We start from the raw sequence: 14,312 nt of genomic DNA, 5'->3' as shown, positions 1-14,312 counted from the left end.
AGAGAGGAGTGCGCTCGCATGTACAAAAGCGCTTAAGCCGCAGGAAGAAGGCAAGTAATGCAGCGGCAAGTCCGAGAAGTCGCAGAGAAAGGGCTGCTCGCCCATGTACAAAAGCGCTTAAGCCGCAGGAAGAAGGTAAGTGATGCAGCGGCAAGTTGGAGAAGCCGAGGAAAGAGGCCAGTAATCGTATGTACAAAAGCGCTTAAGCAGCAAGAAGAGGGTAAGTTATGTAGCGACAAGTCGGAGAAGCCGCAGAGAGAGGCCGGTGCTCGTATGTACAAAAGCGCTTAAGCCGCAGGAAGAGGGCAAGTGATGCAGCGGCATGTCGGAGAAGCGAAAAGAGAGGCCCGCGCTCGTATGTACAAAAGCGCTTAAGCCGCCCACCACTCCATCCCCCACACCCCAATCCTCTCGCAAATCTCCCATTCCACTCCCATTCCTCATCCAACCACACCCCAAAAGAACGATAATCTCCTACCTACCAAACTCCCAAAAATCCTTAACATAATCTTAACTTTATAGAAAATAATTCTTGTACTATCATTAATTAGTAGAAAAGAAAGAAAGTACATACCTAACAAATCGAGCCCAATTCTATCATGTTGTGGCCACCCGTCTCCCACCTAGAACTAGTGCACCACCCAACAAAGCTATTAACATCTCACCTATACCAACAAGGATGTTAGTATAAAAAAGGCATACAGGAGGTTTTTCTATGTTTAAGAAGTCTGTGTTGTTTGTTTTTGTTTTCGTTTTGGCATTTGGTGTTTTACAGTTTCAGGTTCCATCTGCATCAGCGCTACCACCAGGTACACCGTCTAAGTCTACTGCTCAAGCTCAATTAAATGCATTAGTGGTTAAATCAGAATCATCCATGACTGGCTATTCGCGTAATTTATTCTCTCATTGGTCTAGTCAAGGAAATGGATGTGACACTAGACAAATCGTCTTGCAACGTGATGCTGACTACTATTCTGGTACATGCCCAGTATCTTCAGGAAAATGGTACAGCTACTACGACGGTGTCACAGTGTATTCTCCATCTGACCTGGACATCGACCACGTTGTACCCCTAGCAGAAGCTTGGAGATCAGGAGCAAGCAGCTGGAGTTCAGAAACTCGTAAAGCTTTTGCAAATGACTTAACTGGCCCGCAATTGATTGCTGTAACGGCTAGTTCCAACCGTTCAAAAGGGGACCAAGATCCGTCAACATGGAAACCGACTCGTACTGGCGCACATTGCGCGTATGCTAAGTGGTGGATTGATACAAAATACGATTGGGGATTAAGTGTGCAATCTTCGGAGAAATCATCTCTTCAAACAATGTTGAATTCTTGTATTTATTAAGGAGGTAGTCTTGTGGCTGACAAAACGTCTATTTTTACCGCGAGTCATGGTGTCATGACGAAGGAAGTAGGAGTAATAAGTGGAGAATTAGAGTTACGAACTTCTTGTGGAGAGGACGGGATGCTGTCACTTGCGATTACATATGTGGGAGCGGCAGAGTGGTATACCCTTCCTGGTGAGGACTACAAGCTTTATGACCAGCGAGATCATGAGCTAGTTCATCATCTACTTGTCAATGTATTAGAAAGAAACGGATAAAAGGAAAAACTCTTGGGGTATTCGACCAAGGGTTTTTTTATCGAAAAAATTCAGAGCTTATATAAAAAATAAGGATTAGTACCTAGAGAAAATTAACGAAAAAAATATACTAATGCCAATTTATTGTGGAATAGCATATATCTCTCTGTCTACTATTCTTTTATTAAGCTCAAGTACCCATGGAATAGTTACTAGCTACAAAAGAAGATAGTGCTTTAGTATGGTGAAAAATACGTCTGTCAAAAAGAGTCTGTTTGACGATATTTTCGCCTAGTTGTAGCATGATAGAGTATTTGAAGCCTTTTACAGAATTTAGATAAATTAGGAAGGTGTAACGATGAAAAAGTATGTATTTCTAATAATGTTCTTGCTCGTGGTAACAGGTTGCAGTAATAAAGGTGAGGAAGCGGAAATGCAAGAATCACCTTCTGAGCAACCAGAAATAAAGACGGAAAATAACAATAAGACAGATAAAGAAGAAAATCAGCAAATGAGTTTAAAAGTTGATCCTCTACCAAGCACGTATGAGGAATTAGCTAATCAACCAACAGGGAAGTTAAACGATTACGAAACACTTTCTGGTCAAAAAGAGAGAACAGTCCAAGATTTTAGTGCTTTACCGGACTTGCCAGAAAAACCTACAACGGAACAAATGGATCAATTCTATAGAGAGTTATTGCGATTAGTTCAGAAAGAGTTTAAGGGACCAGAAGAAGCTATTAAGCAATTAACTTTTCAATCGTTTGGTTCTCCAGAGATTGAAGATCAACGTTATCAATTTAAAGACAATTTAAACGTTGTTATTTTATTGGACGCGAGTGGGAGTATGGCAAATCAAATTGATGGAAAAGCAATGATGGATAGCGCCAAAGATTCGATTGAAACATTTGTTGAAACGCTTCCGGAAGATGCAAATATTGGATTACGAGTCTACGGTCAAAATGGTGATGGGTCAGAGGCGAAGAAAGAATTATCTTGTTCTAGCAGTGAGTTAGTATACTCCATTTCTAATTATGAGCAATCATCATTTCAACAAGCATTGGATACTGTAAAACCGGCTGGATGGACCCCTATCGAATTAGCACTGAAAGAAGCACAAAAAGACTTGAGTCAATATGATCCTGAAACAAATACAAATATCATCTATTTAGTTAGTGATGGAATAGAGACATGCGATGGTGATCCTGTAAAAGCAGCCAAGGAGTTATACAATTCTTCCATCTCTCCGATAGTAAACATCATAGGATTTGATGTTGACAGTGAAGGGGAAACACAACTTAAATCTATTGCTGAGGCGACAGAAGGGATTTATCAACGTGTGGTAGATGAAAGTGAGTTAAGTAAAGAACTTCAAAAAATAAATGATATTGCAGATGCCTGGGAAGATTGGAAAGAGTCTAATGAAAGCAAGATTGAATATAAAAATACGCAAAATAATATAGATATTTTTGTTTATATATCTAGAGAAAGTTATAATGCAACATTCCAAGGAATGCACATTTCTAATATACTTTATGCTTTCTCTGGAACTAATACAATTAGTGACGAGGCTTATGAGTACTTGGACAAAAAAAATAGAGATTATCATGAATGGATTCATTCAGAAATTGATGGTTTTAAAGAAATGCTAGACGAACTAAAAGACAAAAACTACGCAGAAGCTAAGAAAGAACTAGACGCCTATTACGAACAAAACAAACAATAATGCTTATTAAGCTTCTAAATAGTAAAAGAAAATGACACATTTTACAAGGCGGTGATAACGTGGGAAAGCAAAGTAGGAAGAATATGATCGAAAATAAAACATCTTTTTGGGATTCTTACGGAGGGGTAATATTATTATCGGGTTTTCTGATCGGTAGCTTTTCCTCATTATTCCCAGATTGGTCATTTTCGGTCTTTCTGGGTAACATACTAGCTATGGCTGTGGTTTTAGTTATCAGTTTTTACTGGTATAAACAAAATCTGAGCCAGATTAAACATAAAAGTCGTTTTGCATACCTGTTGTTTAGCTTAATTGGTGGACAACTTTGTGTACCTTTAATACGTGTGATGGATAGTACTCCTGCCACAATAGGACTAACTATTTTTACCCTATTGATATGGGTTTTTCTATATTTATTTAGAGAGATACCATATAAAGTTTTTAAATTTCCTCTTAAAACAAAATGGACATTTATACTTATTTTATTATTTATTGTTACTTATACAGCTGCGACTGGAGTTGATAGAGGATATTCAAATGGTTGGGCATTTAAAAGGCTTTCTTATTCAGAAGAGCTGATTTACGGAGGTCTCGTTTTTTATGGGTTTGGTATTTTAACTCTTTTCACGGCAACTGGTGCTTTAGGTGGGAAGAACAGAGAAGAATAAGCAGGTACTGATATAAATGAGTAGTTTTTATAAAAAGAGTCCATTTGAATCTAAGTATATGGATAATAATTCCTAAAGAAAGCATTTGGGTTTTATTGGTGAAATAGTCATGAATCTTCTTAGAAAGGGTTGTAACATGAAACACATTAGTAAAGTTATCATAATAGTAGCCTTTTTGTTAAGTTTCTACTTTTGATTCAGGATGCCTCAGGTTATTTTCTAGAAAAGGAATGGTTGGGTAAGGAACATTGGAGCTTTTTACCCACTTCAACATATAGCCTAAACCTGTTCCTAGGCTATGCAATGGTTGTTGGGGCTGTCTTTTTCTTTTTCATTGAGAAACTAAAACGTTTAATAATGGCCCATACTGTAGCATATTCCATTATTCTTATGGCTAATATAGTGAACTATCTATTGATTTTTATTACATTAATTTTTGATTTCTTTATTACTTTATATGGGTACTATGAGAAGCAAAAGATCATCATCATTTTAGCGCTTATGATAGGTTTTTATTTTGTGAAACCAGGAAAAGATGGATTCGATTTTTTAAAGGTAAGTGCACTAGCTACAATACCTTTTCTACTATTTATGTTTATGTATAGATACTATTTCCCTATCGAAGAAGGGTTGGAAATTCTTGCTCTATTATTTATGGGTGGGATCATCTTCCTTGCTATCCCTTTCGTAACTGCAGTTTGGTTAACATTCAAAAGCACTAAAGGATGAAAAAATAAATACTTAACAAAAAACCAGCCGTCTTATGGCTGGTTTTATAAATTGATTAAAATTTACTCAGATAACGCTTGTTGGACCTGATTCTTGATTTCTTCATCTGATAAAGAACGGAGATCCTCTAAATAATACCCATTAAACGGCACACCTCTACCAGCTAAATTAAATCGTGTGTCTTCAGGAATCTCTTTTATAAGAGCATCTCTAATAAATAAAGCATCTTCGGCTATAACAGGATTATCTGAAGTAACCGTCGGGACGTATTCCACATAAAATGTTAGCTCATCACATTCACCGTTCACTGATACTTCATCGCAGCCAACGCCTAGTTCCGGTATAAATGAGTTTCCTTTAAAAATAAACCGATCTTTTTCTAACTCGGTAAATAACTCTTTCATTTCTTCGTTTAATAAATGATCTAAAATAGTGTGATTGTTAGTAATCATTTTTCGCTTTAGAATGGACTTAGACGCTATTTGTGGTATATCTTTTAGATAAATTGACGGCTGACTATCTAAATTAATTTGAATTTCAAGTTCTACAAATTTTGTGTCAGCTTTCTTTAATAATTCTACTAAGCTATAGTATCTTGTGATAGTTTCGCTTTCGAAATTAGATAGTGAAAATCCCTTTTTATCAATGAGGTTAACTTGATATGGTTCGGTGCTTCTTATTTCGGAATATAAATCAAAAGTAGGAAGATCTGACAAAGAAAATCCTAATGATGCTATTTTGTCTAAGTAAGGATCTAATTTTATTAATTCTTTACTAGCTTTTCTTGCATACTCTAAATCATCTCTGACCACAGTGAACGTTCTCCCAAATAAATCTCCATCTACTTCAATATTAAATGCTACAGAGGGATTACTCTTTAATGCCACTTTATGAACCGTGTCTCCCATATTCCCGGTATGAGTAGCACCTTGTTCCACCAGTATTACTTTTTCCCCATACTTTTCTTTCGTATAATTATTTAATTGTTTTTCTACCGAAGTGTTAAAAAACCAGAATACTGAACCTACTATAGAGACAAGAAATACTACACCAATCATTTGTAAGAACCTCTTCGCTGCCATAACTACCTCCGTATTTTTTTGTAACAAAATTGTAACATTACAAGGTGTGGATGTATGTAGGAAAAACGACACCAATTTCGATTACATTTATTTTTTTATTATTAAAGTTCGAATGAATACTTCTACTAAAACCATTTCATTAAGTTCCACTCTAATTACACTTTGTAATATATATGTAACAAATAATCCAAAAGAATGTAAATGGGTTATATGACCTACTAGTACTAGCTTTTAATTATAGGTAACATTTTCCTAGATAAATCCTTAACCATAAATGGTAAAATATGAGTAAGTCAAAAAGAGAGGATTGTAAAATGAAACACATCAGTAAAATAATAATAATCGTCGGCTTTATGTTAAGTTCTTACTTTTTAATTCAGGATACTTCCGTTTATATCTTACAAAGAAAGTGGTTTGGTACGGAAATTTGGGATTATATATTAAAATCCACCGGCAATCCGTTAGTATTCTTAGCTTACGCTGTGGTGTTAGGAACTATAGTTTACTTTTTATATGACAAAATAAAACGAGTAGTTATGGCACTCACTGTCGCATATTCTATTATTTTAATGGGAGATTTAGCAGAATATTTACTAATATTTATGAATTTGTTTTTTGATATTCCGTATGGATTTTATGGACTATATAAAGAAATGAAGATTATCATCTTCTTAGCGCTTTGGATAGGATTAAATTTCTTAAAACCAGGAAAAGATGACTTTGACTTACTAAAGATCAGCACCTTATCAACGCTGCCTTTCTTACTTTTTATGTCTATGTATAGAATATACTCACCAGTTCAAGTAGGGGGAGAGATACTTGTTCTCTTGTTTAGCGGTGGAGTAATATTCCTCGCTGTGCCTATTGGGATGGCTGTTTGGGTAAATATAAAAAATAATAAGTGAGAAGAATCACGTACATAACTTTAAAAACGCCAGCTTATACATAGGCTGGCGTTTTTCATAAAAAAGATTAATTTTTCCATTTCTACTTAGCTAGAAGATTTTTAATTTCTGGACTTTGCTCATAAATCATCTGTGCTATTTGCTCGCTCGATGTAATAGATTTAATATTTGCTATGTGAAATGACTGGGGACGATCAACGAATAGATGAATGCGAAGGTCTTGGTAACTTGTATCAGCTTTGTTTAGTAGTTTAATTAATTGATAGTACCTGTGAAGAGTTTGTTTTTCAAAAATGTCTGCATTAAAATCATACTCATCCATCACTATAAACAAATGTGGGTCATCTTCCATTACTTCTGAAAAGAGATCGAACGTAGGAGTTCTAGGAATAATAAATTCTAGTGATTCAATCTCCCCTACATAAGGCGTCAATTTAGGAAATTCTTTGTTAACTGTTATCATGTACTCTAAATCATCTCTCACAACAGTAAACAATCTTTCGAATAAATCTCCATCCACTTCTATATTAAACTCTATGGAAGGATCACTTTTTAATGCTACTTTATGAACCGTATCCCCCATATTACCAGTATGAGAAGCGCCTTCTTCCACTAAGACTATTTTCTCTCCATATTTCTCTTTAGTATAATCGTTTAATTGTTTGGTGATCGTTGTATTGTAAAACCAGATCATTAAACCTATAACAGAAACAAGGAATACTGCACAAATTACTAGTAAGAATTGTTTTGCTTTCATAATAACCTCCATTATTATTTGTAATATAATTGTAACATTACAGATTGTAGGTGTATGTAGGAAAAACGACACCAATTTTTGCTATCTGATTTGATTTTACTTTTTGGTATAAGTTGGAATGAGTATTTCTACCATTTCATCTGTTGTGGAAGGATAATATGCTTCCACAATATATCTTGAAAGATCTTGCTGCAAACCTTCCCTCTGCATCCATTCTTGTAAAGAGTGGTGCAGGATATCCATTTCCACTGTCTTTCCTCGAATAAAAGCGTAATCGCCTTCCAATTCGACATACTCCATACCAATCAGAGCAGTCAGTTGCTCCTTAATCATAATACTCTCCAAACAGGTGGTCTTTCCCCTTCTTGGGTTCAAATAGTGCTATTTCTGTTCCATTGGATTGGCCCAGTTCGCTCATGAATTTCTTAGCGTTTTTAGGTACTTCGGATGCAAAGGAAGCAAATTCTCTAGAATACTTTTTTCGATAAATTTAAATGTATGATGTATCATGCTAAATACCACATTGTCCCTCCGTTCTGTTTCATCTTATTTCATTTTTTGTACAAACTAATCCTGTAGAAAAATATCAGTTTTTCGTTAAAAGGTATAGATTTATGCGTAATATTTTGATAGAATTTTCAGAAAATACAGGTATTACGGCATAGGAAAAAAGTTGAACACCTGAATCAAGCTGAGAGGACGAATCAATCATGAAATTATACTCCAAGTGGTCTATCTTAGGAATTTTATTTATCTTATTAATTGGTGTTGGTACATATAAAATAACGGATCGTGCAGAAGCTACAAAACCCAACTTCCCTGGCATCGTTGTCTGGGGAGATTCCTTAACGAAAGGAGCAGGAGGGAAAGGAACAAATTATCCTGGAGTGCTTCAAAGATTGTTACAGGAACAAGGTGTGAACGTACCTGTCGTAAACATGGGAGTAAGTGGTGAGGATACGAATACGATTATTGGTCGAGCTGGTGGAGTACCGTTTTCGTTGGTAAATAACACAACGATTCCTTCCACTTCCATACCAGTGAATATTACTCTTCAATCTGAAAACGGGCATGAAGTTATTCCGTTTAGACGTGGAGATAGAGGGATAAATCCAGTTACCATCAATGGAATTGAAGGTAAAATTTCATGGGATAAAGAGAAAGATGCGTATTCATTCCAGCGTAGTCAAACAGGAAGAACTACTACTATTGCAGATGGTTCGACTATAGTGACGAATGCAACAAATCAATACGAAGGCTTTGTACCGGTTGTGTTTATTGGACAAAATGGCGGATATGAGACGCCAGAAGAGTTGGTGTCACATGTGGATTCGATTATTCATATGGAAAAGTATGATGAGAAGTTTTTGGTATTAGGTTTAACTAGTGGAACGAAGGAAAGCAGAGCAGAATTAGAAAAGGTCATGGAGGAAACGTACGGTATTCAGTATATTAATTTGCGTGAGTATCTATCAAATGTGAATTTGGGTAGAGTTAATATAAAAGCGACTAAAGCGGATAAAGACGCTATAGCAAGTGGTTCTGTTCCACCGAGTCTATTAGTGGATTACGTTCATTTTAACCAGGTCGGATATGAATTGATTGGGGAAGCGGTGTTTGAGCGTATGATGGAGTTAGGTTGGGTGGAATAAGGAAATCCAAAAAAGAATCCAATGGGATTCTTTTTTTATGTCTTAAGTGGCCTGGTCATGACATTAATAAAATCTACAATGAATCTTTCATAGTCGAAATCGAGAGCAACGATATGTGGGCTTGTTGAATCATTTTCTGGACTTCTAAAATCCATGTGTGTTAAGCCTTTTGATCCTGCATTTAGCTCAACCCAAACGCGTTTTTGCACGGAATCAATCTGTTCTTTGTTTAATAAGTAGTACAGTGTAAACAAATCGTGACGAGCAGCTCCACCAATCCTTGGATTCAGTTTGTTGTAGGCAGATATATAATACCTCGAAGTGTCTAAAATTATCTTGGTATATGGATTTCTAGCTTTTTGAGATACGTGCTCAGCTATTTGACTGTTAATGACAGCTCTATTGGTGACGTTCAGTGGCGTAATATACACTTTTTGTGCATGCTCTAATACAATCTTGGTGGCAAGTGGATCACCGTGAAAGTTAGCTTCTGCGAGAGGAGTAACGTTGCCAGGAACAAAGAATGCTCCACCCATCAAATAGATTTCCTTCACTTGTTTTAACAAGCCATTAAAAAAGTTAAATGCCATGGCAAGAGATGTGGAGCGGCCAGTATCTACAATTTTGATGTCATCAATGTGTTCTTCAATAAATGGGAACAGTTCGCAAAACGGTGTTACATTATATTTTAGATCGGATGGTGTCACGATGGGCCCAATCCCATCTTCACCGTGTATCTCTGGATAATAAGTAGCTAGTTCTCCACTCAATGCGAAGTTAGCTCCATAGAAAATGGGAATATCGGATCTCCCTGCAAGTGAAAGTAGGTAAGCTGCATTGCTAGTAGATTGTTCGGCTGAAACGTTACCGTAACTAGTTACCACGCCAACTAGATTGATGTCAGGATGAAGAAGGGCGTAAATGATTGCTAAAGAATCATCTATACCAGGATCACAGAACAGCAGTATTTTGTGCATAGTGACTGGAGCCTCCCGTAAATTGCGTTATTATCTTACATAATATGTTAGTTTAAGGGAGATATGTTTGGTTATTTAGCCTTATCTTTTTTATGTAAAAACTGGTAATTTAAATTTTCTATTGGTTTTATTGGGATAGATTGGTAGGATAATAGCATTACAAGTTTAGAAGAGTACATAATAATTAGGCAAATGAAAAGACACAAGGTGGGCATTAAATGAAACGAAATGTAAAACAATTTCTCCTATCATCTATATTTATTATCCCGTTTATTTGGTTCACTATATGGAAATCACCGATAAGTGCTATGGAGGATATAAAAGAGCTTCTTCTTTATTCTGGCTTCTTTTTTCCTATTTTTATTGGAGTGGTGTACGTTATTCCTATCCTTTATATTAAAATGATTGTTCGGAATGATGAAAACAGAAAGATGAAGACACATACTTATCTTATTCTCTCTTGGTTATTATTTTATGCTCTCCTACTAGCAGCTAAACCAGTGGGCTTAGAGTTGCGAGAGGCAATATACTTCCAAGGGGACGAAGCTACGTTTAAGCAAGAATTATATGAAAAAGTGGAATACTCGATAGAAGAGCGCTTAGGGAAGGAGTATACTTTCCAAAGAGTAGAAGACAACAGTGGGGGTGCATTGGGCGATATCCGACTTACTATCTTATTTAAAGAGGAAAATTGTAACTGCACGAACGAGGAAGAATGGGTGAATGTTAGTTATACAGATGAAGGTTGGAAATTAAAGATTATTAATCTAGACTTGTGGTATTTGGGAAGAGAGTAGGTTTGAGTAATTTAAAAAGGTATGGAGAAACAATTCTCCATACCTTTTCTAATTAAAACGCCCCACCAGCCACACGATAACGCTCCGCAAATTCTTGCTTAAACTGATTCGCAATCGCCGCATCGTGGATAATTAGCATGTTTTCATCATTGATATCATTACCGTTGTTACTCCAGTTAGTAGAACCTACTACTACCGTTGGATCAGAAGAAGTATCCACATCGATTAACATGGTCTTAGCATGTAGTTTTCTTGCCTCTGCATCTTGGTATACGGGAGCTGGGTTTGCCCAACGTGTATTTGGGTTACCAGTACTTGTTTGGGAAGCGGTTCTTCCAGTCATATCAACAGAAGCACTCCACCATTGGTTCCAGAAGTCAGAATCAAAGACTCCTTTTATATCAAATCCAGTTAGTGTACCTTGAAGGTCGTTATAGGAACCTTCCCACTTATATTTTAATTCATCTACAAGTTGTTGGTCACTCCAAGCGAAAATAGTAAAGTACGTGTTTACTTGTGCCTCTGTGCGTACTAAATCTCGTAATCTTCCAACTGCATTATCTCCAGCGGAGAAATAAACTTCTACACGCTTGTCACCAATCATTACTTCTTTAGGAGTATTATCTACTTTTCTTGTACTAAAATTAGAAATTTGAGGATTCGGAGTTAATGAGTTACTACCCCACATTTCGTTAAATTCAATCTCATAGGCTTGAGCCAAATCAGCATTATGAATTTCCACCACATGTTGTTGGTTTCCATCTAAAACGCCGTTTGCCATGTTTTCCTCTGAACCATATAGACCCGTAATGGTAAAGTTCCACGTCCCTGTGAATACCCAACGGTCATCGACGATAGCGAATTTGTTATGCATTTGTGTTCCTGGAGAATAGTATTCTGCTGGAGCCTTTTGTTCCGCATCGACCATTACGTGTCCAGTTTGGGAACCGTTCCCGATCATCACCGTTTGGACAGGAATGTCACTAAAGTCAGCTGGTAATCCGAAAGAAGAGCGTTTAGCGCTATCTTCCACGACCATCATCGCAGAGTCAGAGAAGACATGGACATCATCAGCTGTGCCAATTACATCGTCCGTTCCACGAACCATTTGCTCAATATATAATCGCATGGTTTCAAATCGCTCTGCATAATGAGGATCCGTCGCATCTTTCGCATCCGCGATGACACGAACGTCTACACCTTGTGCAGCCTTCGCAATTAGTGTTTCTACTACTCTAGGTAAATTAATTTCGTATGTTGCAAAATCGATAGAAGTTGTTGCTTGGTTTAAGCGGTGAATTAGTCGGTCTTCTAGGTTTACATGATAGTTTGCTTCATTACCTGCAGTAGCTAACGTAGGATCTGCAGACTTATTGAAGTACACGTTCATCGCATTTAGTTCTTCACTCACTTGGTTTAGTTGTTCACCAGTAGTTGTGCCAGGTGCTCCACTTGGAGATCCAGCCATAGGGGAGCCGTATCCAACTGCATATGTCGTAGTAGACGTTGCCCAGCTAGAAGAGATTGTCCCATCTTGTAAAGGATTTACTCGTTCCATTGTAGCTTTAGAAGTGTTGTCTCCTGCGTGCCATGCGTCTACGGAATCAATGATAGTGCCAGAAGCATCTTTTAATGACAGAATTTCACCCGTATTATCAAGAGAACCACTGTAAATAAGATTCGCTTGCTTGTCCGGAATAGTTGTATCATCTGTTCTTTCTAATAAGTAATAGCCACCAGCTGGAATCGTTCCTGATAGTTGTACAGAGAGGGATCCATCTTGTGAAGCCAAAGTCCATCCGCTAAGATCAACAGCAGAACTAGACGTATTATGTAATTCCACCCACTCATCCGCGTAACTTGCTGTGGTACCCATCCAGGCAATTTCGTTAATCACCACATCATTTGCGCTTGCTGCTTCTACTTTCTCCGGAATGGTGACGCCAGAGCCAATCATGGCAACGGCACTAACTCCTACTAGTAGTTTCTTCCACCAATTCTTCAACGATAACACTCCCTTGTTATAGTAATGACAACCAACAACGATTATATGAATAATCTATCTATAATTGTAGATTATTGTCGAAACTTTACAAGACCTTTACGTGAGAATTACAAAAGAAATCGAAATTTAATGACAATTACTGTGTGGAGAGTGCTTAAGGTCAAGAGGAGAGTAGCTAGAGTACTCGTTACGGGAATAACGTGCGCTCAAGAGAGGGAGGAGGGGATCTAGAGCACATGATATGGAAATAACATGCGCTCAAGGGAGGGAGGAGGGGAGCTAGAGCACACGATATGGAAATAACGTGAGCTCAAGAGAGATAGAAGAGGAGTTAGAGCACATGTTACGGGAATAACGTGCGCTCAAGAGAGATAGAAGAGGAGTTAGAGCACATGTTACGGGAATAACGTGCGTTCTAGAGAGATAGAAGAGGAGTTAGAGCACACGTTACGGGAATAATGAGTGTTCAAGAGAGATAGAAGAGGAGACAGAGCACACGTTATGGGAATAAAGTGTGTTCTAGAGTAAGAAAAGAAGACCCAGACCACACAAAAATAGCCAGAGGAATTAAGATCTCCCCTGGCCACATCATCAAAACGCCGGAATCGCCGTCTCGTCGTATTCTTTTTCTAAAAACTGACGAACTTCCTCGCTCGTCATCGCTTCTGCAAGCTTTTGGATCGCCTCAGAATCCACATTATCCTCACGAGCAACTAACGTGATTGCAAATTCGTTGTCCGTACCTTCCGTCAGCAACGCATCGCTTTTCGGCGTCAGACCTAGTGGAGATGCATACGCTGGCGTCATCACAACGGCATCCGCATCATCATACATTCTTGCAAGCATTAATAGATCCACTTCTTCAAACTTTAGGTTTTTCGGGTTTTCCACGATATCCTTCTGCGTATAATACGTTTCAGAAGTTTCGCCAAGCGTAATCACGCCATGCTGGTCCAACAACTTCAACGAACGATCAATATTCGAAACATCGTTTGCAATCGCCACCGTTGCACCTTCAGGCAATTCATCCATTGATTCAAAATTTTTCGCGTACACTCCATAGTTAGCAAAATAAATCGGCGTCACAGGAGTTAAGTTGGCGTCGTTTGCTTTATTAAACTCCTCCATGTACGGAACGTGTTGGAAGAAGTTCGCATCCACTTCCTTATTTGCCAATGCATTGTTCGGCTGCACGTTATCACCAAGTACAACGACTTCTAAATCCACGCCTTCTTCCGCAAGCTGTGGTTTCACGATTTCCAAAATCTCTGTCATTGGTGGAATAAGGGAAGCTACTTTCAGCGTTGTTTGTTCCCCTGTCTCGTTATTTTCTGCATTCTCTTGTTCATTTTCAGAATTACCAGCGCCACCACAAGCAGCTAAAACGAGCATAGTTGTGGCCAATAATAACCATAATTTCTTCATAAGA

Annotated in this window: 14 protein-coding genes; 8 read left to right on the top strand and 6 right to left on the bottom strand. The window is 37.7% G+C overall.

From position 1 onward, the window contains the following. The first annotated feature begins 715 nt into the window (after positions 1–715). The 5 genes from G8O30_RS11890 (at position 716) to G8O30_RS11870 (ending at position 4,708) form a co-directional block, all read left to right on the top strand. Positions 716–1,348, top strand: a complete 633-nt coding sequence (locus G8O30_RS11890) for an HNH endonuclease family protein (RefSeq protein WP_239672272.1) — start codon at positions 716–718, stop codon at positions 1,346–1,348. A 12-nt stretch (positions 1,349–1,360) separates the two neighbouring features. Next, positions 1,361–1,606, top strand: a complete 246-nt coding sequence (locus G8O30_RS11885; protein WP_239672271.1) for a hypothetical protein — start codon at positions 1,361–1,363, stop codon at positions 1,604–1,606. Between the two features lie 337 nt (positions 1,607–1,943). Further along, on the top strand, positions 1,944–3,311 hold the full coding sequence (locus G8O30_RS11880; protein ID WP_239672270.1) for a vWA domain-containing protein: 1,368 nt from the start codon (positions 1,944–1,946) through the stop codon (positions 3,309–3,311). Positions 3,312–3,394: 83 nt separating this feature from the next. Beyond that, positions 3,395–3,979 (top strand): hypothetical protein, encoded by a 585-nt coding sequence (locus G8O30_RS11875; RefSeq protein ID WP_239672269.1) that lies wholly within the window; start codon positions 3,395–3,397, stop codon positions 3,977–3,979. 234 nt (positions 3,980–4,213) lie between these two features. Then, positions 4,214–4,708 carry a hypothetical protein gene (locus G8O30_RS11870; protein WP_239672268.1) on the top strand — a complete coding sequence of 165 codons (495 nt, stop codon included), beginning with the start codon at positions 4,214–4,216 and terminating at the stop codon, positions 4,706–4,708. Between the two features lie 62 nt (positions 4,709–4,770). Here G8O30_RS11870 and G8O30_RS11865 read toward each other — a convergent pair whose 3' ends face one another. Continuing rightward, the gene (locus G8O30_RS11865; RefSeq protein WP_239672267.1) at positions 4,771–5,790 is read right to left on the bottom strand and encodes a hypothetical protein; all 1,020 of its coding nucleotides are present in this window, start codon (positions 5,788–5,790) and stop codon (positions 4,771–4,773) included. A 314-nt stretch (positions 5,791–6,104) separates the two neighbouring features. On the opposite strand from G8O30_RS11865, the gene G8O30_RS11860 reads away from it, so the two are divergent. Further along, positions 6,105–6,695, top strand: coding sequence for a hypothetical protein (locus G8O30_RS11860; RefSeq protein ID WP_239672266.1), 591 nt, complete (start codon positions 6,105–6,107; stop codon positions 6,693–6,695). 82 nt (positions 6,696–6,777) lie between these two features. Here G8O30_RS11860 and G8O30_RS11855 read toward each other — a convergent pair whose 3' ends face one another. Both G8O30_RS11855 and G8O30_RS11850 read right to left on the bottom strand, forming a co-directional pair. Continuing rightward, the gene (locus tag G8O30_RS11855) at positions 6,778–7,452 is read right to left on the bottom strand and encodes a hypothetical protein (protein ID WP_239672265.1); all 675 of its coding nucleotides are present in this window, start codon (positions 7,450–7,452) and stop codon (positions 6,778–6,780) included. Between the two features lie 96 nt (positions 7,453–7,548). Next, on the bottom strand, positions 7,549–7,785 hold the full coding sequence (locus G8O30_RS11850) for a hypothetical protein (protein WP_239672264.1): 237 nt from the start codon (positions 7,783–7,785) through the stop codon (positions 7,549–7,551). 377 nt (positions 7,786–8,162) lie between these two features. Here G8O30_RS11850 and G8O30_RS11845 point away from each other — a divergent pair, with 377 nt between their 5' ends. After that, positions 8,163–9,104, top strand: coding sequence for an SGNH/GDSL hydrolase family protein (locus tag G8O30_RS11845; RefSeq protein ID WP_239672263.1), 942 nt, complete (start codon positions 8,163–8,165; stop codon positions 9,102–9,104). 35 nt (positions 9,105–9,139) lie between these two features. Here G8O30_RS11845 and G8O30_RS11840 read toward each other — a convergent pair whose 3' ends face one another. After that, complete coding sequence (locus G8O30_RS11840; RefSeq protein WP_239672262.1) at positions 9,140–10,081, bottom strand: nucleoside hydrolase; 942 nt, start codon at positions 10,079–10,081, stop codon at positions 9,140–9,142. Positions 10,082–10,299: 218 nt separating this feature from the next. On the opposite strand from G8O30_RS11840, the gene G8O30_RS11835 reads away from it, so the two are divergent. Then, complete coding sequence (locus G8O30_RS11835; RefSeq protein WP_239672261.1) at positions 10,300–10,878, top strand: hypothetical protein; 579 nt, start codon at positions 10,300–10,302, stop codon at positions 10,876–10,878. Positions 10,879–10,930: 52 nt separating this feature from the next. Here the strand turns inward: G8O30_RS11835 and G8O30_RS11830 are convergent, their stop codons facing one another. Beyond that, the gene (locus G8O30_RS11830; protein WP_239672260.1) at positions 10,931–12,883 is read right to left on the bottom strand and encodes a phospholipase D-like domain-containing protein; all 1,953 of its coding nucleotides are present in this window, start codon (positions 12,881–12,883) and stop codon (positions 10,931–10,933) included. Between the two features lie 591 nt (positions 12,884–13,474). Beyond that, positions 13,475–14,308: a MetQ/NlpA family ABC transporter substrate-binding protein gene (locus G8O30_RS11825; RefSeq protein ID WP_239672259.1), complete on the bottom strand. Its 834-nt coding sequence runs from the start codon at positions 14,306–14,308 to the stop codon at positions 13,475–13,477. Positions 14,309–14,312: the final 4 nt, after the last annotated feature.

The organism is Mangrovibacillus cuniculi (assembly GCF_015482585.1).
Lineage (GTDB): Bacteria > Bacillota > Bacilli > Bacillales > R1DC41 > Mangrovibacillus > Mangrovibacillus cuniculi.
Note: the sequence above shows the minus strand (reverse complement) of the source record. Positions and strands in the feature narration are given on the sequence as shown.